Genomic DNA, 21,656 nt, shown 5'->3' on the forward strand with positions numbered 1-21,656 from the left:
GTTATTCTCCCCGTGAGTCAGCGTTATCTTTCTTTTGCTGACGACCCAGTTCACGCACCGCCATCACGCTGACACCGGCAACCAGCCCAACCACACCGCCGAGCAAACCAATAGCGCCCGCAGAGACGTTGCCGCCTTCTTTAGCGTTAACGTCCGGTTTCTGTGAACGCGGAGTCTGATTTTCGACGTTGGCAAGCTGATGGATGCCTTTATGGAAGCCGATACCTTCTTCGTTACAGCCATAGCACGGGTGACCAATCGCCACCGGCCACACGCCGCCAACGTCGCAGAATTGCAGCGTTGAGCAGTTGCCGTAAGTTTCTGGCCCTTTACAGCCGAGGTGGTACAGGCACCAGCCTTCACGGTGGCCTTCGTCGCCGAACTCTTTCGCAAAGCGACCAGCATCGAAGTGCGGGCGACGTTCACAGTGTTCGTGAATCAGACGGCCATAGGCGAAGGTCGGACGGTTTTTGTCATCCAGTTTCGGCGGCTTGCCGTAAGTGATAATGTGCGCAACGGTCGCGAGGAAGTTGTGCGGGTTCGGCGGGCAGCCCGGAATGTTGATAACGGTTTTGCCAGGCAGAACTTCTTGCAGGCTGACTGCGCCAGTTGGGTTAACTCCAGCTGCGGCAACACCGCCCCACGCAGAGCAGGAACCGATAGCGATAATGGCTGCTGCGCCTTCCGCCGCTTTGCGGATGTGATCCACAATCGGCTCACCGGCAACCATGCAATAAATACCATTATCTTTTAATGGGATGGAACCATCCACCACTAACACATACTGCCCTTTGTACTTCTCGAGAGCGTTATGTTTGTTCTCTTCGACCTGATGACCGAAGGCGGCGGAAAGCACTTCGTGATACTCCAGAGAGATAGTCTCCAGCACGAGGTTTTCTACCGTTGGATGCGTTGCACGAAGCAGAGATTCCGTACAACCGGTGCACTCCTGCGCGCCAATCCAGATAACTGGCGGACGCTGCGGGTTAGTAACCGATTCGGCCATCTCTGCAGCGGCTTTGCTACTTAACCCCATGGTGGCGGCTAATGCTGCACAAAGCTTCATGAAATCACGACGGTTAATGCCGTGAGAATGGATGAGGGTGTTATCTCCAGTCATTTATAGTTATTCCGTTGCGAAGACCTGGCATATATTTTGCCTCAATCGCAAAATCAATAATGCGATCGATGCGCCATTTACCACACATTTATTATGGTTATCGATATCATGATACTGCGGCGGGGCGCTAAAACGAAGGGAAGAAGCATTAGTGTAATTAATTAAAGCAAGATAATACGTATGTTTGATCAATTTTCGAGGCGATAACCGGCCATAAAAAAGCGCAACGTAGAACAGGAATTATTCTCACGAAAGAAATCCATTACCATCTCTTTATCCAGTCCATAGCGGCGCGTCAGAATACCCGCTTCCCAGGCGCTAAGCTGGCGATCTCCGGTCTTTTCGTACATCCGGTGTGAGTAGCCTAATACAAAACCGCGTTTATAATCGGCACAGTATTTTGTCACATTAACCGCACTGTCGGCATGCGTTGCTTTTAATCCCGCCATTAAGCCTTTACCAAAATGGTTATTCATCGTTCACCTCATTCGCTATATATTGTCATATATAGCGATATTTTAGGCAAAGAACGACTTTTGCGCACGCTATTTTTTCATGCTTGTTTAAGACGTAATCCCGTAAGAGATAAACCTATCAGGAGAGATATTTATCGAACCATTTCAGCGTCCTTTGCCAGGCAAGATCGGCGGCAGATTTGTCATAACGGGGCGTGGAATCATTATGGAATCCGTGATTAACCCCCGGATAGATATACGCCTCATAGACCTTATTATTGGCTTTCAACGCCGCCTCGTAAGCGGGCCAACCCTCGTTGATTCGGGTATCCAGTTCAGCGTAGTGGAGCAGTAAAGGCGCTTTAATCTTCGCCACATCGGCAGTGGGTGCCTGACGACCATAAAACGGCACCGCGCAGGCCAGTTCCGGATACGCGACAGCCGCCGCGTTCGATACGCCACCGCCATAGCAAAATCCAGTAATACCCACTTTGCCTGTCGCTTGCGGATAGCTTTGCATAAACTCAATCGCGGCAAAGAAATCATTCATCAGTTTGGTTGGATCAACCTGCTGTTGCAGCTCACGACCTTTATCATCATTTCCCGGATAACCTCCAACGGAACTTAAGCCGTCAGGTGCCAGGGCGATATACCCCGCCTTCGCCACTCGCCGTGCCACATCTTCGATATACGGATTCAGTCCACGATTCTCATGCACCACCACCACGGCTGGCGTTTTGCCGCTCATCTTTGCGGGCTTCACCAGATAACCCCGTACCTCGCCGTGACCATTTGGTGAAGGATACGTGATGTACTCAGCAACAATCTCCGGGTCGGTAAACTCTACCTGAGTCGCCAGCGCATAATTTGGCTTGAGCAAATCAAACAACGCTAATGCCGTCATCCCGACTACCGCATACTTCGCCGCAAGGTTGAGGAACTCACGTTTCGAGATTTTCCCGTGAGCGTAATAGTCGTAGTAATCCAGCAACTCTTGTGGGAAATCTCTGGCGGTTAAACGCGGCATCGTTGCACTCCTCAGCTGGTGTTTTTTTAAGCAAAGCATAAGCGCGTGTTTTTGCCCAGTTTTTCGTCACTCTGTGAGCCAGACTACGGGATACGCGCTGGCGAATCGCTAAACTAGAAACATTGTTTCGAAATTGAATGGTGGAAAGGAGAGGTCATGGTCTGGTTAGCGAATCCCGAACGTTACGGGCAGATGCAATACCGCTATTGCGGAAAAAGCGGTTTACGCCTGCCCGCGTTATCGCTCGGTTTATGGCACAATTTCGGTCACGTTAACGCACTGGAATCACAGCGTGCGATCCTGCGCAAAGCGTTTGATTTGGGCATTACGCACTTTGATTTAGCCAACAATTACGGGCCGCCTCCAGGAAGCGCAGAAGAGAACTTTGGTCGCCTGCTGCGCGAGGATTTTGCCGCTTATCGCGATGAACTGATTATCTCTACCAAAGCCGGATACGATATGTGGCCCGGCCCGTACGGCTCTGGCGGTTCACGTAAATACCTGCTCGCCAGCCTCGACCAAAGCCTGAAGCGTATGGGGCTTGAGTATGTCGATATCTTTTACTCTCATCGCGTCGATGAAAATACACCGATGGAAGAAACCGCCTCTGCTCTGGCTCATGCGGTACAAAGCGGTAAGGCGCTTTATGTCGGGATCTCCTCTTACTCGCCAGAGCGGACGCAAAAAATGGTCGAGTTGCTGCGCGAGTGGAAAATTCCGCTGTTAATTCATCAACCTTCTTACAATTTACTGAACCGCTGGGTGGATAAAAGCGGCCTGCTGGATACCCTGCAACATAACGGCGTGGGCTGCATTGCCTTTACTCCTCTGGCTCAGGGATTGCTGACCGGAAAATATCTCAACGGCATTCCTGAAGATTCACGGATGCATCGTGAAGGGAATAAAGTTCGTGGTCTGACGCCGAAAATGCTCACCGAAGCCAACCTCAACAGCCTGCGGTTATTGAATGAAATGGCACAGCAGCGTGGACAATCAATGGCGCAAATGGCGTTAAGCTGGTTGCTGAAAGATGATCGCGTGACGTCGGTATTGATTGGTGCCAGCCGCGCGGAGCAACTTGAGGAGAACGTGCAGGCGCTGAATAATCTGACATTTAGCACCGAGGAGCTGGCGCAGATTGATCAGCATATCGCCGATGGCGAGCTGAATCTGTGGCAGGCGTCTTCCGATAAATGACCTGTTAATAACGGGCGCGAGAACCGCGCCCGAATCAGATCAGTGATTATGACGAGTCAGTCGGTCAAGATAGCCCATCACAAATGCAGAGAGCACAAACGTCAGATGGATAATGACGTACCACATCAGTTTGTTATCAGGGACATTTTTCGCATCCATAAAGACGCGCAGTAAGTGAATGGAAGAAATTGCCACAATCGACGCTGCTACTTTGTTTTTCAGCGACGTTGCGTCCATTTTCCCCAGCCAGTTCAGCTTCTCTTTGTTCTCGGAGATATCCAGTTGTGAGACGAAATTCTCATAACCGGAAAACATCACCATCACCAGCAAACCGCCAACCAGCGTCATATCCACCAGCGACAGCAACACGAGGATCAAATCTGATTCCGCCATCGAGAAGATATTCGGCAGTACGTGAATAATCTCCTGGAAGAACTTCAGCGCCAGGGCAACTAACGCCAGCGAAAGGCCAAAGTACACGGGGGCAAGCAGCCAGCGAGAAGCATACATTGCATTTTCAAGAAAACGTTCCATACATTCCTGTCGTGTAGTTAAAACGGGCAACAGTATATCGCAATTGAGTAAACAGCGCGCAACAGCAAATCAACATATCCGTTAAACCTTTGTCGCATAAATCCGAGGTTTAGGGATCTTCCTGGTTCCCTTATCAACGCATCGAGAGCGTCTACCCTTAAAGGACGTTGAACCTGAAGGGAGAAAAACGATGTCTCATTTAAAAGACCCGACCACGCAGTATTACACTGGTGAATATCCCAAACAGAAACAACCGACGCCAGGCATCCAGGCGAAGATGACACCGGTACCGGATTGCGGCGAGAAAACCTATGTTGGTAGCGGTCGCCTGAAAGATCGTAAAGCACTGGTGACAGGGGGCGATTCCGGAATCGGTCGCGCTGCCGCCATTGCTTACGCGCGTGAAGGGGCTGACGTGGCGATTAGTTATCTTCCCGTAGAAGAACAAGACGCTCAGGATGTGAAAAAGATCATTGAAGAATGCGGACGCAAAGCCGTCCTGCTGCCAGGCGATTTAAGCGATGAGAAATTCTCCCGTTCGCTGGTTCACGAAGCGCACAAGGCGTTAGGCGGGCTGGATATTATGGCGCTGGTCGCCGGGAAACAGGTTGCCATTCCTGATATTGCAGACCTCACCAGCGAACAGTTTCAAAAGACCTTTGCCATTAACGTTTTCGCGCTGTTCTGGCTAACCCAGGAAGCGATCCCCCTGCTACCGAAAGGTGCCAGTATCATCACCACTTCGTCAATCCAGGCATACCAGCCAAGCCCGCATTTACTGGACTATGCGGCTACGAAGGCGGCGATTCTGAACTACAGCCGTGGCCTGGCAAAACAGGTCGCAGAGAAAGGTATTCGGGTGAATATTGTCGCGCCAGGCCCGATCTGGACAGCACTGCAAATTTCCGGCGGACAGACGCAGGATAAGATCCCGCAGTTTGGTCAGAAAACGCCGATGAAGCGTGCGGGGCAACCGGCGGAACTGGCCCCTGTATATGTTTATCTGACAAGTCAGGAGTCGAGCTACGTCACCGCAGAAGTGCATGGCGTGTGCGGCGGCGAGCATTTAGGCTAAAAAAATGCCCGGTTGTGAAAAGCAACCGGGCATCATTTTTATTTCGCTTTGGCAGTTTCTTCGCCGACCAGACCTATCTTCAGGTAACCCGCCTGATGCAGCGTATCCATTACTTTCATCAACGTCTCGTAATCGACGGTTTTGTCCGCTCGGAAGAAGATGGTGGTGTCTTTCTTGCCTTCGGTTAACGCATTCAACGCCGTAATCATTGTTTCATCGGTGACCGGATCGTTACCGATAAACATCGAGTTGTCTGCCTTCACCGACAGATAAACCGGTTTTTCCGGGCGCGGCTGCGGCGTGCTGGTAGAAGCAGGCAAGTTCACCTTCACATCTACCGTCGCTAACGGTGCCGCCACCATAAAGATAATCAGCAGAACCAACATCACGTCGATAAACGGCGTCACGTTGATATCATGCATTTCGCCGTTATCGTCGAGGTTTTCGTTAAGATGCATTGCCATCGGACATTATCCTGCGCGTAATTTTTGTGCGACACGAACCGGATGCGCAGCGGCGCTGGCTTCCAGATCCAGGTCACGGCTTTGCAGCAACAATACCTGCGCTGCAACATCACCCAGCATCGCTTTAAAGCCGCCAATCTGGCGTGCAAATACGTTATAGATAACGACCGCCGGAATCGCTGCCACGAGGCCGATTGCCGTTGCTAACAGAGCTTCTGCAATACCCGGCGCAACGACTGCCAGGTTAGTGGTCTGCGTTTGCGCGATACCAATAAAGCTGTTCATGATGCCCCAGACCGTACCAAACAGACCAACGAACGGCGAAATCGCGCCGATGGTTGCCAGATAACCGTTACCGCGGCCCATTTGACGACCTACTGCGGCGACCCGACGCTCCAGACGGAAGCTGGTACGTTCTTTAATACCTTCGTTATCGTCGCTGCCTTCTGACAGTTCCAGCTCATTCTGCGCTTCATTGAGCAAATGCAGGCTTAAGCTTTTGCTACCAAAATCAGCGGCGATATCGTTGGCCTGGTTTAAGGAACGCGCTTCAGCCAGCAGTTGCTGCTCGCGCTTAAGGCGACGCTTCTGAGTGAAGAACTCTACGCTCTTACTGAAGAAGATTGCCCAGGTGACTACGGAGGCCAAAATAAGCCCAATCATCACGCACTTAACGACAATATCGGCGTGCTGATACATACCCCAGACGGAAAGATCCGTCTGCATTAAATTATTACCCACTGTGTATCTCCAGGACGCAAGTCACAAAATCTGCGCATAATAATATCAAAACGACGTCGAATTGATAGTCGTTCTCATTACTATTTGCATACTGCCGTACCTTTGCTTTCTTTTCCTTGCGTTTACGCAGTAAAAAAGTCACCAGCACGCCATTTGCGAAAATTTTCTGCTTTATGCCAATTCTTCAGGATGCGCACGCGAATATTCATGCTAGTTTAGACATCCAGACGTATAAAAACAGGAATCCCGACATGGCGGACAAAAAGCTTGATACTCAACTGGTGAATGCAGGACGCAGCAAAAAATACACTCTCGGCGCGGTAAATAGCGTGATTCAGCGCGCTTCTTCACTGGTCTTTGACAGTGTGGAAGCCAAAAAACACGCAACGCGCAATCGCGCCAATGGCGAGTTGTTCTATGGACGGCGCGGAACGTTAACCCATTTCTCCTTACAAGAAGCGATGTGCGAACTGGAAGGTGGCGCAGGCTGCGTGCTGTTCCCCTGCGGGGCGGCGGCGGTTGCTAATTCTATTCTTGCTTTTGTCGAACAGGGCGATCATGTGTTGATGACCAACACCGCCTATGAACCGAGTCAGGATTTCTGTAGCAAAATCCTCAGCAAACTGGGCGTAACGACATCGTGGTTTGATCCGCTGATTGGCGCAGATATCGTTAAACATGTGCAGCCAAACACTAAAATCGTGTTTCTGGAATCCCCAGGCTCCATCACCATGGAAATCCACGACGTTCCGGCGATTGTTGCCGCCGTGCGCAATGTGGTGCCAGATGCCATCATTATGATCGATAACACCTGGGCGGCCGGTGTGCTGTTTAAGGCGCTGGATTTTGGCATTGATGTTTCCATTCAGGCCGCTACCAAATATCTGGTGGGGCATTCAGATGCGATGATTGGCACTGCCGTGTGCAATGCCCGTTGCTGGGAGCAGCTGCGGGAGAATGCCTATCTGATGGGCCAAATGGTCGATGCTGATACCGCCTATATAACCAGCCGTGGCCTGCGCACTTTGGGTGTTCGCCTGCGTCAACATCATGAAAGCAGTCTGAAAGTGGCTGAATGGCTGGCAGAACATCCGCAAGTAGCGCGAGTTAACCACCCTGCTCTGCCTGGCAGTAAAGGACACGAATTCTGGAAACGAGACTTTACAGGTAGCAGCGGGCTATTTTCCTTTGTGCTTAAGAAAAAGCTCAATGATGAAGAGCTGGCGAACTATCTGGATAACTTCAGTTTATTCAGCATGGCCTACTCGTGGGGCGGTTATGAGTCGTTGATCCTGGCAAATCAACCAGAACATATCGCCGCCATTCGCCCGCAAGGCGAGATCGATTTTAGCGGGACCTTGATTCGCCTGCATATTGGTCTGGAAGATGTCGACGATCTGATTGCCGATCTGGACGCCGGTTTTGCGCGAATTGTATAACATTGCCACTTTTGGACAATTTTGCAGACATTTTATTGTGAAAAGTCTTAAATTGTTGCGTCCGGGATCAAGGCGTCCCGGACGATTCAGGAGTACAATAGGCAGATAAAGGCTTAAACGCTGTTCCACAGGAAAGTCCATGGCTGTTATTCAAGATATCATCGCTGCGCTCTGGCAACACGACTTTGCCGCGCTGGCGGATCCTCATATTGTTAGCGTTGTTTACTTTGTCATGTTTGCCACGCTGTTTTTAGAAAACGGCCTGCTGCCCGCCTCATTTTTGCCAGGCGACAGCTTGTTGATATTGGCTGGCGCATTGATTGCCCAGGGGGTTATGGATTTTCTGCCTACGATTGCGATTCTGACCGCCGCAGCAAGTCTGGGCTGCTGGTTAAGTTATATTCAGGGGCGCTGGTTAGGGAATACCAAAACGGTGAAAGGCTGGCTGGCACAGCTTCCTGCTAAATATCACCAGCGCGCCACCTGCATGTTTGACCGCCACGGTCTGCTGGCGCTGCTGGCTGGACGTTTTCTTGCATTTGTCCGTACGCTGCTGCCAACCATGGCAGGAATTTCCGGTTTGCCAAACCGCCGTTTCCAGTTTTTCAACTGGTTAAGCGGATTGCTGTGGGTCAGCGTGGTAACCAGTTTCGGCTATGCCTTAAGTATGATTCCGTTCGTTAAACGCCATGAAGATCAGGTAATGACGATCCTGATGATCCTGCCAATTGCCTTGTTAACCGCTGGCTTGTTAGGCACGCTGTTTGTGGTGATTAAAAAAAAATACTGTAACGCCTGACGATTTTCCCCGTTCCCGGTTGCTGTACCGGGAACGTATTTAATTCCCCTGCATCGCCCGCATTCTTGCCGCATCTTCCCCCGGCGTCACACCGAAGTAACGTTTAAACTCACGGCTAAATTGCGATGCGCTTTCATAGCCGACGCGCATCGCCGCCGCGCTGGCTTTCATGCCGTCGTGGATGATCATCATCCGCGCCTTATGCAGACGGTAATTCTTCAAATACTGCAACGGCGAGGTGCTAGTGACAGACTTAAAATTATGGTGGAACGCCGATACGCTCATGTTGGCTTCTGCCGCCAGTTGCTCGACGCTCAGGTTTTCGGTGTATTTATTCTCAATCCGTTTCAGCACGCGGCTAATCAGGCTGAAGTGAGTCTGGCGACTGACCAGCGCCAGTAACGCGCCGCCGCAAGGTCCGGTCAGCACGTAGTACAGAATTTCGCGGATGATCTGTTTGCCGAGAATACGCGCATCCAGTGGTCGCTCCATCACGTCGAGTAACCGCTCCGCCGCGCATAAAATCTCTTCTGATAACGTGGCGGAGTTAATCCCGCTGGCTGCCATCGACGGCTGGAAATGCTCATCTTCGCCAATGTCCATCAACAGTTCCTGTAACTGCAAAATATCGACATTGAGACGCAACCCTGCCAGCGGCACCTCTGACGTGGCATAGGTTTCGCACTCAAACGGCAACGGCACCGTCAGCAGCAGGTATTCATTGGCATCATAACGAAACACGCGTTCATTGATATAACCGATTTTATGCCCGGAAAAGAGAATTATGATGCCAGGCTCGTACATTACCGGTGTACGTGCGAAAGGCGTCTCGCCATACAACAAACGCACATCGGGCAACAGCTCTGACAAACCATTTTCTTTATTTTTCAGTTTATTAACTTTATCCGCCAGCAAGCGGCAAATCTCTTCACGTTTCATATCGCGTAATTTCTTAGGAATAATGCGGCAATTTGATTGTGCGCAATTTTGTAGCATTTCTCCAGCACTCTGGAGAAATAGGCAAGACATTGGCAGAAATGAGCATTGAGAGCCAGGGCGCTGGCGATCACAATGAAAAACATCAGGCAGATCGTTCTCTGCCCTCATATTGGCCCAGCAAAGGGAGCAAGTAATGAACAACTTTAATCTGCACACCCCAACCCGCATTCTGTTTGGTAAAGGCGCAATCGCTGGTTTACGCGAACAAATTCCTCACGATGCTCGCGTATTGATTACCTACGGCGGCGGCAGCGTGAAAAAAACCGGCGTTCTCGATCAAGTTCTGGATGCCCTGAAAGGCATGGACGTGCTGGAATTTGGCGGTATTGAGCCAAACCCGGCTTATGAAACGCTGATGAACGCCGTGAAACTGGTTCGCGAACAAAAAGTGACTTTCCTGCTGGCGGTTGGCGGCGGTTCTGTACTGGACGGCACCAAATTTATCGCCGCAGCGGCTAACTATCCGGAAAATATCGATCCGTGGCACATTCTGCAAACGGGCGGTAAAGAAATTAAAAGCGCCATCCCGATGGGCTGTGTGCTGACGCTGCCAGCAACCGGTTCAGAATCCAACGCAGGCGCGGTGATCTCCCGTAAAACCACAGGCGACAAGCAGGCGTTCCATTCTGCCCATGTTCAACCCGTATTTGCCGTGCTCGATCCGGTTTATACCTACACTCTGCCGCCGCGTCAGGTGGCTAACGGTGTAGTGGATGCCTTTGTGCACACCGTGGAACAGTATGTTACCAAACCGGTTGATGCCAAAATTCAGGACCGTTTCGCAGAAGGCATTTTGTTGACGCTGATCGAAGATGGTCCGAAAGCCCTGAAAGAGCCAGAAAACTACGATGTGCGCGCCAACGTTATGTGGGCGGCGACTCAGGCGCTGAACGGTTTGATCGGCGCTGGCGTACCGCAGGACTGGGCAACGCATATGCTGGGCCACGAACTGACTGCGATGCACGGTCTGGATCACGCGCAAACACTGGCTATCGTCCTGCCTGCACTGTGGAATGAAAAACGCGATACCAAGCGCGCTAAGCTGCTGCAATATGCTGAACGCGTCTGGAACATCACAGAAGGTTCCGACGATGAGCGTATTGACGCCGCGATTGCCGCAACCCGCAATTTCTTTGAGCAATTAGGCGTGCCGACCCACCTCTCCGACTACGGTCTGGACGGCAGCTCCATCCCGGCTTTGTTGAAAAAACTGGAAGAGCACGGTATGACCCAACTGGGCGAAAATCATGACATTACGCTGGATGTCAGCCGCCGCATATACGAAGCCGCCCGCTAAGCTTTTTACGCCTCAAACTTTCGTTTTCGGGCATTTCGTCCAGACTTAAGTTCACAACACCTCACCGGAGCCTGCTCCGGTGAGTTCATATAAAGGAGGAACGTATGGCTAATCCAACCGTTATTAAGCTACAGGATGGCAATGTCATGCCCCAGCTGGGACTGGGCGTCTGGCAAGCAAGTAATGAGGAAGTAATCACCGCCATTCAAAAAGCGTTAGACGTGGGTTATCGCTCGATTGATACCGCCGCGGCCTATAAGAACGAAGAAGGTGTCGGCAAAGCCCTGAAAAATGCCTCAGTCAACAGAGAAGAACTGTTCATCACCACTAAGCTGTGGAACGACGACCACAAGCGCCCCCGCGAAGCCCTGCTCGACAGCCTGAAAAAACTCCAGCTTGATTATATCGACCTCTACTTAATGCACTGGCCCGTTCCCGCTATCGACCATTATGTCGAAGCATGGAAAGGCATGATCGAATTGCAAAAAGAGGGATTAATCAAAAGCATCGGCGTGTGCAACTTCCAGATCCATCACCTGCAACGCCTGATTGATGAAACTGGCGTGACGCCTGTTATTAATCAGATCGAACTTCACCCGCTGATGCAACAACGCCAGCTACATGCCTGGAACGCGACACACAAAATCCAGACCGAATCCTGGAGCCCATTAGCGCAAGGAGGGAAAGGCGTTTTCGATCAGAAAGTCATTCGCGATCTGGCAGATAAATACGGCAAAACCCCGGCGCAGATTGTTATCCGCTGGCATCTGGATAGCGGCCTGGTGGTGATCCCGAAATCGGTCACATCTTCACGCATTGTCGAAAACTTTGATGTCTGGGATTTCCGTCTCGACAAAGACGAACTCGGCGAAATTGCAAAACTCGATCAGGGCAAGCGTCTCGGTCCCGATCCTGACCAGTTTGGCGGCTAACGTGCAAATTCTCCCGGTGGCGGTAATGTTCCGCTACCGGACTTTTCAGAAATCATTTATTCCCCTCGCGTCCTGCCCATTGTTACTCTTCCTTGTTCAGGAATGCCAAATATAAGGACATCATCATGCAGAGCCGGAAGCTCTTAAAGGAACAACTCATCTACACCCGGGATAAACGCAACGGAGAGGTGAAAAACAGATGAAAATAATACTTCTGTTTTTAGCAGCCCTGGCAAGTTTTACCGTACACGCGCAGCCTCCTTCACAGACCGTAGAACAAACAGTCCGGCAGATTTATCAGAACTATAAATCAGATGCCAGTACGCCTTATTTCGGTGAAACCGGAGAGCAGGCGATAACTTCAGCGCGTATTCAACAGGCGCTTACCCTGAACGACAATCTTACGCTGCCGGGCAATATTGGCTGGCTGGATTATGATCCGGTTTGTGATTGTCAGGATTTTGGCGATCTGGTGTTAGAAAGCGTAGCGATAACCCAACCTGACGCCGATCATGCCGATGCCGTTGTGCGCTTTCGTATCTTTAAAGACGATAAAGAAAAGACCATGCAGACACTGAAAATGGTGGCGGAAAATGGTCGTTGGGTCATTGACGATATTGTCAGCAATCATGGCAGCGTCTTACAAGCAGTTAATAGCGAGAATGAAAAAACGCTGGCCGCTATAGCTTCGTTGCAAAAAGAACAGCCGGAAGCCTTTGTTGCCGAACTCTTTGAACATATTGCTGATTATAGCTGGCCGTGGACGTGGGTGGTTTCCGACTCTTACCGCCAGGCGGTCAATGCCTTCTATAAAACCACCTTCAAGACTGCCAACAATCCCGATGAAGATATGCAAATAGAACGGCAATTTATTTACGACAATCCGATCTGTTTTGGCGAAGAGTCGCTATTTTCACGCGTTGATGAAATCCGTGTCCTGGAGAAAACCGCCGATTCCGCCCGCATTCATGTTCGTTTTACGCTGACCAATGGCAACAACGAAGAGCAAGAACTGGTTTTACAGCGGCGCGAAGGTAAGTGGAAAATCGCTGATTTTATCCGCCCGAACAGCGGCAGCCTACTTAAGCAGATTGAGGTAAAAACCGCCGCCAGATTAAAGCAATGAGCTGAATTAAATAACAATTAGCCGGAACAATAAATAAAAGGGAACACTATATGAAAACGATTTTCACCGTGGGAGCTGTTGTTCTGGCAACCTGCTTGCTCAGTGGCTGCGTCAATGAGCAAAAGGTCAATCAGCTGGCGAGCAATGTGCAAACATTAAATGCCAAAATCGCCCGGCTTGAGCAGGATATGAAAGCATTACGCCCACAAATCTATGCTGCCAAATCCGACGCTAACAGAGCCAATACGCGTCTTGATGCTCAGGACTATTTTGATTGCCTGCGCTGCTTGCGTATGTACGCAGAATGATAAAAAAATCCCCGGCAGCATTCTGTTACCGGGGATATTTTTTAACGTCCAACCGCCGCTTTAGGGCGTTTCTTCGCACCAGCATTCACCGGACGAGATTGCGTAGACGACGCTTTTTTTGCCGTAGCAGGCGTCTGACGCTGGGTCGCCATCGGCGTATGTTTAGTCAACGCCGGACGGGTATTGCGGTTCTGGCGACGAGCCTCACGCATCTCTTCAATGGTTGGCGCAGGCACTAAGCAATCGCGACGGCTGCCAATCAGATGCTTTTTGCCCATCGCTTCCAGCGCCTGGCGGATTAACGGCCAGTTTGCCGGATCGTGGTAACGCAACAACGCTTTATGCAGGCGACGCTGCTTGTCGCCCTTCGGTACAAAGACGTCTTCACTCTTATAACCAATCTTCGCCAGCGGGTTTTTGCCGGTGTAATACATAGTGGTCGAGTTAGCCAGCGGCGACGGGTAGAAGTTCTGTACCTGGTCGAGGCGGAAGCGGTGCTTTTTCAGCCACAGCGCCAGATTCACCATATCTTCATCGCGCGTACCGGGGTGCGCGGAGATGAAATACGGGATCAAATACTGCTCTTTACCTGCCTGTTTCGAGTAGGTATCGAACAGCTCTTTAAAGCGGTCATAGCTGCCCATGCCCGGCTTCATCATCTTCGACAACGGCCCTTCTTCGGTATGTTCCGGGGCAATCTTCAGATAACCGCCGACGTGATGGGTCGCCAGCTCTTTGATATAGCGCGGATCTTCCACGGCGATGTCATAACGCACGCCTGAGGCGATGAGGATTTTTTTAATGCCTTTCAGATCACGCGCACGGCGATAGAGGTTGATCGTCGGTTCGTGGTTAGTGTCCATGTGCGGACAAATATCCGGATAAACGCACGACAAACGACGGCAGGTTTGCTCAGCGCGTGGCGATTTGCAGCGCAACATATACATGTTGGCAGTTGGCCCACCGAGATCGGAAATTACGCCCGTAAAACCTGGAACGGTGTCGCGGATTGCTTCGATCTCATTAATGATCGAATCTTCCGAACGGCTCTGAATAATGCGCCCTTCATGCTCGGTAATAGAACAGAAAGAACAGCCACCAAAGCAGCCACGCATAATGTTGACCGAGAAACGGATCATTTCGTAAGCCGGAATACGAGCATTGCCATAGGCCGGATGCGGCACGCGCTTGTACGGCAGCGCAAAAACGCTGTCCATCTCTTCGGTAGAGAGCGGAATAGCAGGCGGGTTGATCCACACATAGCGGTCGCCATGTTTTTGCATCAATGCGCGGGCGCAGCCTGGGTTAGTTTCGTGGTGCAGAATACGCGAAGCATGGGCGTACAGCACTTTATCGCCCTTCACTTTCTCGAAAGAAGGCAGCAATACGTAGGTTTTTTCCCACGGTTTCGGGCGCGGCGGCTGCACGGTTACGGCTTTGGCTTCCTGCTTTTTCGGGGCCACCGGTTTGTTATCCGCACAGGGCAAATCTTCGCCATACGGATGCGGGATTGGGTCGATTTTCCCTGGGGTATCAAGACGGGTGGAATCCACACCGCTCCAGCCTGGCAACGCCTCTTTTACGATAATCGCGGTATTACGCACATCGCGGATTTCACTAATCGGCTCGCCCATCGCCAGACGATGCGCCACTTCCACCAGCGGACGCTCACCGTTACCGAACATCAGCATGTCGGCTTTCGAATCCACCAGCACGGAACGGCGCACGGTATCGGACCAGTAATCATAATGCGCGGTACGGCGCAGACTAGCCTCAATACCGCCTAGGATCACCGGCACATCTTTCCACGCCTCTTTACAACGCTGGGTATAAACCAGTGTGGCGCGATCCGGTCGCTTACCCGCGACGTTATCCGGCGTGTAGGCATCGTCATGACGTAAACGGCGATCGGCGGTATAGCGGTTGATCATCGAATCCATGTTGCCAGCAGTAACACCAAAAAACAGATTCGGTTTACCCAGACGCATAAAGTCGTCTTTGCTGCTCCAGTCCGGCTGGGCGATGATCCCGACGCGAAAGCCCTGCGCTTCCAGCATACGACCGCAAATCGCCATCCCGAAGCTTGGGTGATCGACATACGCGTCGCCAGTAACCAAAATGATGTCGCAGCTATCCCAGCCAAGTTGATCCATCTCTTCACGAGACATCGGCAAAAACGGTGCCGGTCCAAAACAGGCGGCCCAGTACTGCGGCCAGGAGAACAGGTCGCGATCCGGTTGGATCAGGGAGATAGAGCTCATTTTGCTTCCAGAAATGATAAAAAAATAATCAAAGGCCGGGGATTATAAGCCGGAACGAAAGAGAAATCGAAAAGTATTCCATACTCGCCCTCCTCGGGCGAGTATGAAGATTACGGTACCGGATTGACCAACAGTTGCCCTATCGAGCCACGGTCCGCCATTTCCAGCGTCTGACTGTTGAAGTAGAACGGGAAGTGCGCCCAGGAAGGCTGACCGAAATAAACCAGCAGCTCCACTTGTCCGTCAACCCAAACGGTATCTTTCCAGCCTCTGTCTTCCGGGAACGGCATCGCGCCATTCACGTTACGGATCTGGAACATCACGCCTTCAATATGGAACGCTTGCGGCTCGTCCGCGCGTACCGTCCAGCGTTCCCACGTTCCTTGCTGCGCGGTGACATCAATACGGTTGACGTCCCACAGTTGTCCATTAATACCCGGGTCATCACCCAGACTGATATCGCGACTACGAATCGGCGAACCGGCCATGATTTCAGTTGGCAGCAAGCGCATCGGAAGACTGTCTGTGACCAGCGGCAGAAGGCCGGTTGGGCGCAGCGTTAGCACCAGGGTAGAAACCAGAATGCTGGATGGCTCAAAGAAGCCACGAATACGATCAACAATGCTCGCCGCTTCGCCACAGGTGATCGACACTTCATCGCCGTTGCTCATATCCACCAGAATCTCGCGGCGCTCGCCCGGTGCCAGCGAAAGTTGCTTCACCGATACAGGAGCAGGCAGGAATCCCTGATCGCCAGAAATCACATGTAACGGGCGACCATCGCTCATCTGCAGTTGATAGCGACGAGAGTTCGACGCGTTCAGCAGTCGCAAGCGCACCCAGCCTCGCGAAACTTCAACGTACGGGCTTTGTACACCGTTAACCAGCAGTGTGTCACCAACAAAGCCGCCGCTTCCCGGTTCGTTGTATTCTGGCGTACCAAAGTTATCCAGCCGTTTATCCTGAATAATGACCGGAAAATCATCCACACCATAATGGTTGGGGATAGGCAGCGACTTGCTGACTTCATCTTCCACCAGCCACATTCCGGCAAGGCCGTTATAGACCTGCTGAGCCGTGCGGTTGGGAGTATTGGCGTGATACCACAGAGTAGCTGCGTTCTGGCGAATAGGCAGTACGGGTGCCCAGTCAGCGTTTGGCGACATCATCCGTGCCGGACCGCCCATCAGCGGGCCTGGTACCTGTAGCCCGGCCACCGTCATTGAGACATTTTCTGTCAGGCGGTTGCTGTAAATAAGCTTAACATCGTCGCCCTTCCAGACGCGGATAGTCGGCCCCAGGTAACGACCATTGATTCCCCAAACCGACGCGCGTGTCCCTGGCGTAAATGACCAGTGCGCACGTTGTACAGTCATAAACAGCGGTTGCCCACGGCGAGATTCAAGCAGCGGCGGAACGGGTAGCGGTTGCTGTTGCCCGGCTGCGCTGGCCTTCAGGGGAACAGCGCCTGCACAAAGTGCAATCCCCGATGCCTGAATGAACTGACGCCGACTGAGTGACATATTTGCTCCATGTAAAACTGGCTAAAGTAATACCGTGCAGGAAAGTGTTCCCCGCAAAAATACAGATTGCCGACTTAAACTTTTCCGGCGGCTTCGCGCTCTGCGACTTCTTTATCGAGCTCAGCGATTTTTTGTTCCATTATCGAACGACAATGGGCAGCCAGCTCACGAACCTGATCTTTGCCATACTGACTGACGTCAATTGGCGGCAGCATTTCGACAATCACCAGACCGTTGTGCAGTCGATTAAGATTAATCTTATTCGAAGTTGTAGAGACGCACACGGGAATAATCGGGACGCCTGCCGCAATTGCCGCGTGAAATGCCCCGGTCTTGAACGGTAGCAGGCCGCGACCACGGCTGCGGGTACCTTCCGGGAACATCCAGATGGAAATACGGCGTTTTTTGAAGTGATTCACGACTTCCGCAATAGTGCCGTGAGCTTTAGTGCGATTGTTTCTGTCGATCAATAAGTTGCCGGTTAACCAGTACAACTGCCCGAAGAAGGGGATCCACAGCAAGCTCTTTTTACCTACCGTCACCGTCGGCGGTTGCACAATGTTCGATGCTGTCACCATGTCATAGTTGTTCTGGTGGTTAGCGATATAAATAGCATTGCCGTAGCTTTCAGCATCCGCAGGTTTGCGGCACTCAACTTTCAGGCCGAACAGCGGCGCAAGACGACCAAACATATGCCCAAAGGTGGCCACATGTTTCGGGTTACGCGGGCTGAAAAGGCAGTAAATGGAGCCGAATACACAGACTAAGATGCTGTAAATCACGGTAATAATAAGACGAAAGATATATAGCATAACACCCTCTGAAGGTCTGAGAGACTGGCATTGTACGTCACCTGAAATCAGGTTAGGGCATTGTTAAAAGCCGCTCTCTGGAAAAGCGTATTGTTAATCGCAACGCATGAATAAACAACGGTTTCAAGGGAATTTTTATCGTTTCCGGGGGTTGAATACGCTGCCGGATGACGACTTAACGTTTCATCCGGCGTTCCTTGCAAGCGGGAGGAAACAGCGCCCTCCCCGGCATATTACTCTTCGCTATCACCGCTGCTGGCACGGCGAGGAGAGTCGATCTCAACACGATCGATACGCTGCAAACCGCGCATCAACGTACCGCGGCGTCCACGTTCGCCAGTGACTTTCTGTAGCTCTTCCGGACGCAGTTTAATTTTGCGTTTCCCAACATGAATGGTCAGCGTGCTTTGCGGCGGCAGAACGTACAGTTGCGCCAGACCATCTTCTCCACGCGCGGCTTCTGCCGATGGAATGTTGATAATCTTGTTGCCTTTGCCCTTCGACAGCTGCGGCAGATCGCTTACCGGGAACATCAACATACGGCCTGCCTGAGTGATTGCCAGCAGCATATCGGAAGCATCCTCAATCACCACCGGCGGCATAACATGGGCATTTTCCGGTAAGGTGATCAAAGCTTTACCTGCACGGTTACGCGCCACCAGATCGTTAAAGGTGCAGACGAAACCGTAACCCGCATCGGAAGCCATCAGCAGTTTCTGATCGTCGCTTTCCATCAGCATATGGTCAACGGTCGCCCCAGGCGGCAACGTTAATTTGCCGGTGAGCGGTTCGCCCTGACCACGCGCCGACGGCAGCGTAATCGGGTCAATGGCATAGCTACGACCGGTGGAATCAACAAACACTACCGGTTGGTTGCTCTTACCTTTCACCGCCGCTTTGAAGCTATCGCCCGCTTTATAATTCAGGCCCGGCGCGTCGATATCATGGCCTTTAGCGCTGCGTACCCAGCCCATCTGCGACAGCACAATGGTGACAGGTTCAGACGGCAGCATGTCGTGCTCGCTCATCGCTTTCGCTTCTTCGCGTTCCTGCAACGGCGAACGACGTTCGTCACCGTAGGCTTGCGCGTCTGCCTGCAGTTCTTTCTTCAGCAGGTTATTCATTTTACGCTCGGAAGCCAAAATGCCCTGCAACTGGTCGCGCTCTTTTTCCAGCTCACTCTGCTCACCGCGAATCTTCATCTCTTCCAGTTTGGCAAGATGACGCAGTTTCAGTTCGAGGATCGCTTCCGCCTGGGTTTCCGTAAGGCCAAACCGCGACATCAGCGCCGGTTTCGGTTCATCTTCATTACGAATGATCTCAATCACTTCGTCGATATTGAGAAACGCCACCAGCAAACCTTCGAGGATATGCAGGCGCTTGAGGACCTTCTCCAGGCGATAGTTCAGACGGCGGCGTACGGTATCACGACGGAACACCAGCCATTCAGAGAGGATTTCCCGCAGATTTTTCACCGCCGGACGCCCATCCAGACCGATCATATTGAGGTTAATACGATAGCTCTTTTCCAGATCGGTGGTGGCGAAGAGGTGATTCATCACCTGCTCCATATCCACGCGATTGGAACGCGGCACGATCACCAGACGGGTCGGGTTCTCGTGGTCAGATTCATCGCGCAGATCGTCAACCATCGGCAGCTTCTTGTTGCGCATTTGCGCAGCAATCTGCTCCAGCACGCGCGCGCCAGAAACCTGATGCGGTAGTGCGCTGATAACCACCGCGCCATCTTCTTTCTTCCACACCGCGCGCATACGCACAGAACCGCGACCGTTCTCGTAGATTTTGCGGATCTCCGCTCGGGAGGTAATGATTTCCGCTTCGGTCGGGTAGTCTGGCCCCTGCACGATATCCAGTAACTGGTCGAGCGTGGTATTGGGCTGCTCAATTAAGGCGATTGCCGCCTGCGCGACTTCACGCAGGTTGTGCGGCGGAATATCCGTCGCCATGCCGACGGCAATGCCGGTGGTGCCGTTAAGTAAAATATTCGGCAAGCGAGCGGGGAGCATCTTCGGCTCTTGCAACGTGCCGTCGAAGTTTGGCACCCAATCTGCCGTTCCTTGCCCCAGTTCACTTAATAAAAGCTCGGAATATTTCGACAGGCGGGATTCGGTGTAACGCATTGCCGCGAACGATTTCGGATCGTCCGGTGCGCCCCAGTTCCCCTGCCCGTCCACCAGCGGATAACGATAAGAGAATGGCTGCGCCATCAGCACCATCGCTTCATAGCAGGCGCTGTCGCCATGCGGATGGTATTTACCCAGTACGTCACCGACAGTACGAGCCGACTTTTTAAATTTGGCGGTAGCATTCAGGCCCAGTTCTGACATCGCATACACAATGCGGCGTTGAACGGGTTTCAGACCATCACCAATAAACGGCAACGCACGGTCCATGATCACGTACATGGAGTAGTTTAAGTAGGCGTTCTCCGTAAACTCATGCAGCGCAAGGCGCTCTGCCATATCGCTCATTAATTCTGATTCCTCAACTTATTCGCCAGCCTTCAAAGGGGCAATATTGCTGGAGATACTACATTATCTGCCGCGTCGAGTCACAGGAGATCAGCGTCATTAGCGCCGCCGGACGTGCTCCGGCGGCGATAAAGGCATCAATGTGCCTTGATATACAACTCTTTGCTGTAGACTTGATCGGCATAGGGGGCAACACAAGGTTGCGCCCATGCCACACCACTCGGCATGCGGGTCCGCACCGGGCGATTCGAGAAGTTGAGGTTATGCGAGTCCAGGGAAGCCTAAAGCATCAAAGTAGTCGTCTGTAAGTATACGGTTCAGCCCAGCTTAGCAGTGTCTCCACCTGTGCCCCGCGCCTCCTGCCATAAGTGCGGCCTGCTCATGGGTACCCTCGAGACGGCTTACGGCGCACCGGATAATAAATTTCGCGTATACATGGCATTCCTTACCGGAGAACTTATAAGCCCGACAACAATACGCCTGTGGCATTGTTCGCTCAAACTTATCGCGAGTGATTTGGCTCACACTCCGGTAAAGATTCTTCATCACGCCAACGGCACATAAACATCCGTTTCCAGTCTCTGCTCTGTCATCCCCTCGGCAAGATTGGTGTAGTGAAACAGAATCGGTGCTTTACGCATTTTCTCGCCGCTTGCAGGCAGCCAGTGGCGAATGATGCCCCATACCGTGTGTGAAATATCGTCCAGCTCGCCAACATGGCGGGCCACAGCATAACGTCCACCGGTAAGTTCACCATTACTCACGCCATAACGATTATCGGGAATCGGTTCGCTAACGCTGCCGCAGATATCAAAGCGAAACGCTTCCGGTGCGGTGGTGGCAGGGTCATCCCAGGCGACGCCAAAAGTCTGGCTTTGGTTAACAGGAGAAAGCCCCGTCTCTTTACGCCACATGATAAATTTCGCCACGCTGTAGTTGAGCAACTCAGGGCTACAGCGGTGCGGCAACATCGCCACAGGGATTGATGGGAAATCGATAATGTTTACATCCAGTGTCAGGTTTGTCATTTTGCCTCCCTGCGAAATTATTCCCGG

The 21,656-nt window shown here is 51.9% G+C and carries 20 protein-coding genes; 8 read left to right on the top strand and 12 right to left on the bottom strand.

Annotation, left to right across the window (positions count from 1 at the left end):
* Position 1: 1 nt before the first annotated feature.
* From hybO to yghX, 3 genes are all read right to left on the bottom strand, one after another.
* Positions 2 to 1,120, bottom strand: a complete 1,119-nt coding sequence (gene hybO, locus ACJHYR_RS04520) for a hydrogenase 2 small subunit (protein WP_000145410.1) — start codon at positions 1,118 to 1,120, stop codon at positions 2 to 4.
* A gap of 188 nt (positions 1,121 to 1,308) precedes the next feature.
* Entirely contained in the window at positions 1,309 to 1,596 is a 288-nt protein-coding gene (gene yghW, locus ACJHYR_RS04525; protein WP_001059139.1) for a DUF2623 family protein YghW, read from the bottom strand.
* 118 nt (positions 1,597 to 1,714) lie between these two features.
* On the bottom strand, positions 1,715 to 2,602 hold the full coding sequence (gene yghX, locus ACJHYR_RS04530) for a YghX family hydrolase (protein WP_001315014.1): 888 nt from the start codon (positions 2,600 to 2,602) through the stop codon (positions 1,715 to 1,717).
* Between the two features lie 156 nt (positions 2,603 to 2,758).
* Between yghX and gpr the strand changes: the two genes are divergently transcribed.
* Positions 2,759 to 3,799, top strand: coding sequence for an L-glyceraldehyde 3-phosphate reductase (gene gpr / locus ACJHYR_RS04535; RefSeq protein ID WP_000262160.1), 1,041 nt, complete (start codon positions 2,759 to 2,761; stop codon positions 3,797 to 3,799).
* A gap of 39 nt (positions 3,800 to 3,838) precedes the next feature.
* On the opposite strand, the gene ACJHYR_RS04540 is transcribed toward gpr, so the two are convergent.
* Positions 3,839 to 4,333: a TIGR00645 family protein gene (locus tag ACJHYR_RS04540; RefSeq protein WP_000439331.1), complete on the bottom strand. Its 495-nt coding sequence runs from the start codon at positions 4,331 to 4,333 to the stop codon at positions 3,839 to 3,841.
* A gap of 190 nt (positions 4,334 to 4,523) precedes the next feature.
* On the opposite strand from ACJHYR_RS04540, the gene yghA reads away from it, so the two are divergent.
* On the top strand, positions 4,524 to 5,408 hold the full coding sequence (gene yghA / locus ACJHYR_RS04545; protein ID WP_072837497.1) for an NADP(+)-dependent aldehyde reductase: 885 nt from the start codon (positions 4,524 to 4,526) through the stop codon (positions 5,406 to 5,408).
* Between the two features lie 38 nt (positions 5,409 to 5,446).
* Here the strand turns inward: yghA and exbD are convergent, their stop codons facing one another.
* Both exbD and exbB read right to left on the bottom strand, forming a co-directional pair.
* Positions 5,447 to 5,872 (bottom strand): TonB system transport protein ExbD, encoded by a 426-nt coding sequence (exbD, locus tag ACJHYR_RS04550; protein WP_001240712.1) that lies wholly within the window; start codon positions 5,870 to 5,872, stop codon positions 5,447 to 5,449.
* A 6-nt stretch (positions 5,873 to 5,878) separates the two neighbouring features.
* On the bottom strand, positions 5,879 to 6,613 hold the full coding sequence (gene exbB / locus ACJHYR_RS04555; RefSeq protein ID WP_000527864.1) for a tol-pal system-associated acyl-CoA thioesterase: 735 nt from the start codon (positions 6,611 to 6,613) through the stop codon (positions 5,879 to 5,881).
* 251 nt (positions 6,614 to 6,864) lie between these two features.
* Here exbB and metC point away from each other — a divergent pair, with 251 nt between their 5' ends.
* Together metC and yghB are read left to right on the top strand one after the other, a co-directional pair.
* Positions 6,865 to 8,052, top strand: a complete 1,188-nt coding sequence (metC, locus tag ACJHYR_RS04560; protein WP_033547604.1) for a cystathionine beta-lyase — start codon at positions 6,865 to 6,867, stop codon at positions 8,050 to 8,052.
* A gap of 139 nt (positions 8,053 to 8,191) precedes the next feature.
* A complete protein-coding gene (gene yghB, locus ACJHYR_RS04565) occupies positions 8,192 to 8,851 on the top strand; it encodes a DedA family general envelope maintenance protein YghB (RefSeq protein ID WP_000268426.1) in 660 nt (219 codons plus the stop codon).
* Between the two features lie 39 nt (positions 8,852 to 8,890).
* Here yghB and yqhC read toward each other — a convergent pair whose 3' ends face one another.
* A complete protein-coding gene (yqhC, locus tag ACJHYR_RS04570; protein ID WP_001329635.1) occupies positions 8,891 to 9,790 on the bottom strand; it encodes a DNA-binding transcriptional regulator YqhC in 900 nt (299 codons plus the stop codon).
* A 193-nt stretch (positions 9,791 to 9,983) separates the two neighbouring features.
* Here yqhC and yqhD point away from each other — a divergent pair, with 193 nt between their 5' ends.
* From yqhD to yqhH, 4 genes are all read left to right on the top strand, one after another.
* Positions 9,984 to 11,147, top strand: a complete 1,164-nt coding sequence (gene yqhD / locus ACJHYR_RS04575) for an alcohol dehydrogenase (protein ID WP_001058802.1) — start codon at positions 9,984 to 9,986, stop codon at positions 11,145 to 11,147.
* 104 nt (positions 11,148 to 11,251) lie between these two features.
* A complete protein-coding gene (dkgA, locus tag ACJHYR_RS04580) occupies positions 11,252 to 12,079 on the top strand; it encodes a 2,5-didehydrogluconate reductase DkgA (RefSeq protein WP_033547603.1) in 828 nt (275 codons plus the stop codon).
* Positions 12,080 to 12,278: 199 nt separating this feature from the next.
* Positions 12,279 to 13,205 carry a YbjP/YqhG family protein gene (locus ACJHYR_RS04585; RefSeq protein WP_033547602.1) on the top strand — a complete coding sequence of 309 codons (927 nt, stop codon included), beginning with the start codon at positions 12,279 to 12,281 and terminating at the stop codon, positions 13,203 to 13,205.
* Between the two features lie 50 nt (positions 13,206 to 13,255).
* On the top strand, positions 13,256 to 13,513 hold the full coding sequence (gene yqhH, locus ACJHYR_RS04590) for a lipoprotein YqhH (RefSeq protein ID WP_000848523.1): 258 nt from the start codon (positions 13,256 to 13,258) through the stop codon (positions 13,511 to 13,513).
* A gap of 41 nt (positions 13,514 to 13,554) precedes the next feature.
* Here yqhH and ACJHYR_RS04595 read toward each other — a convergent pair whose 3' ends face one another.
* The 5 genes from ACJHYR_RS04595 to ACJHYR_RS04615 all read right to left on the bottom strand — a co-directional run bounded on the left by ACJHYR_RS04595 (position 13,555) and on the right by ACJHYR_RS04615 (position 21,629).
* On the bottom strand, positions 13,555 to 15,774 hold the full coding sequence (locus tag ACJHYR_RS04595) for a YgiQ family radical SAM protein (protein WP_000095187.1): 2,220 nt from the start codon (positions 15,772 to 15,774) through the stop codon (positions 13,555 to 13,557).
* Positions 15,775 to 15,884: 110 nt separating this feature from the next.
* Complete coding sequence (gene ftsP, locus ACJHYR_RS04600) at positions 15,885 to 17,297, bottom strand: cell division protein FtsP (RefSeq protein ID WP_000059395.1); 1,413 nt, start codon at positions 17,295 to 17,297, stop codon at positions 15,885 to 15,887.
* Between the two features lie 74 nt (positions 17,298 to 17,371).
* On the bottom strand, positions 17,372 to 18,109 hold the full coding sequence (gene plsC / locus ACJHYR_RS04605; protein WP_000965712.1) for a 1-acylglycerol-3-phosphate O-acyltransferase: 738 nt from the start codon (positions 18,107 to 18,109) through the stop codon (positions 17,372 to 17,374).
* A gap of 233 nt (positions 18,110 to 18,342) precedes the next feature.
* Entirely contained in the window at positions 18,343 to 20,601 is a 2,259-nt protein-coding gene (gene parC / locus ACJHYR_RS04610) for a DNA topoisomerase IV subunit A (RefSeq protein ID WP_001281919.1), read from the bottom strand.
* 545 nt (positions 20,602 to 21,146) lie between these two features.
* Positions 21,147 to 21,629 (bottom strand): GyrI-like domain-containing protein, encoded by a 483-nt coding sequence (locus tag ACJHYR_RS04615; protein ID WP_000183504.1) that lies wholly within the window; start codon positions 21,627 to 21,629, stop codon positions 21,147 to 21,149.
* Between the last annotated feature and the right edge of the window lie 27 nt (positions 21,630 to 21,656).

The organism is Escherichia sp. WS1450 (assembly GCF_046487395.1).
GTDB lineage: Bacteria > Pseudomonadota > Gammaproteobacteria > Enterobacterales > Enterobacteriaceae > Escherichia > Escherichia coli.

Coding starts and splice junctions, on each gene's coding strand:
- hybO (WP_000145410.1), bottom strand. CDS start 1,120: ATGACTGGAGATAACACCCTCATCCATTCTCACGGCATTAACCGTCGT.
- yghW (WP_001059139.1), bottom strand. CDS start 1,596: ATGAATAACCATTTTGGTAAAGGCTTAATGGCGGGATTAAAAGCAACG.
- yghX (WP_001315014.1), bottom strand. CDS start 2,602: ATGCCGCGTTTAACCGCCAGAGATTTCCCACAAGAGTTGCTGGATTAC.
- gpr (WP_000262160.1), top strand. CDS start 2,759: ATGGTCTGGTTAGCGAATCCCGAACGTTACGGGCAGATGCAATACCGC.
- ACJHYR_RS04540 (WP_000439331.1), bottom strand. CDS start 4,333: ATGGAACGTTTTCTTGAAAATGCAATGTATGCTTCTCGCTGGCTGCTT.
- yghA (WP_072837497.1), top strand. CDS start 4,524: ATGTCTCATTTAAAAGACCCGACCACGCAGTATTACACTGGTGAATAT.
- exbD (WP_001240712.1), bottom strand. CDS start 5,872: ATGGCAATGCATCTTAACGAAAACCTCGACGATAACGGCGAAATGCAT.
- metC (WP_033547604.1), top strand. CDS start 6,865: ATGGCGGACAAAAAGCTTGATACTCAACTGGTGAATGCAGGACGCAGC.
- yghB (WP_000268426.1), top strand. CDS start 8,192: ATGGCTGTTATTCAAGATATCATCGCTGCGCTCTGGCAACACGACTTT.
- yqhC (WP_001329635.1), bottom strand. CDS start 9,790: ATGAAACGTGAAGAGATTTGCCGCTTGCTGGCGGATAAAGTTAATAAA.
- yqhD (WP_001058802.1), top strand. CDS start 9,984: ATGAACAACTTTAATCTGCACACCCCAACCCGCATTCTGTTTGGTAAA.
- dkgA (WP_033547603.1), top strand. CDS start 11,252: ATGGCTAATCCAACCGTTATTAAGCTACAGGATGGCAATGTCATGCCC.
- ACJHYR_RS04585 (WP_033547602.1), top strand. CDS start 12,279: ATGAAAATAATACTTCTGTTTTTAGCAGCCCTGGCAAGTTTTACCGTA.
- yqhH (WP_000848523.1), top strand. CDS start 13,256: ATGAAAACGATTTTCACCGTGGGAGCTGTTGTTCTGGCAACCTGCTTG.
- ACJHYR_RS04595 (WP_000095187.1), bottom strand. CDS start 15,774: ATGAGCTCTATCTCCCTGATCCAACCGGATCGCGACCTGTTCTCCTGG.
- ftsP (WP_000059395.1), bottom strand. CDS start 17,297: ATGTCACTCAGTCGGCGTCAGTTCATTCAGGCATCGGGGATTGCACTT.
- plsC (WP_000965712.1), bottom strand. CDS start 18,109: ATGCTATATATCTTTCGTCTTATTATTACCGTGATTTACAGCATCTTA.
- parC (WP_001281919.1), bottom strand. CDS start 20,601: ATGAGCGATATGGCAGAGCGCCTTGCGCTGCATGAGTTTACGGAGAAC.
- ACJHYR_RS04615 (WP_000183504.1), bottom strand. CDS start 21,629: ATGACAAACCTGACACTGGATGTAAACATTATCGATTTCCCATCAATC.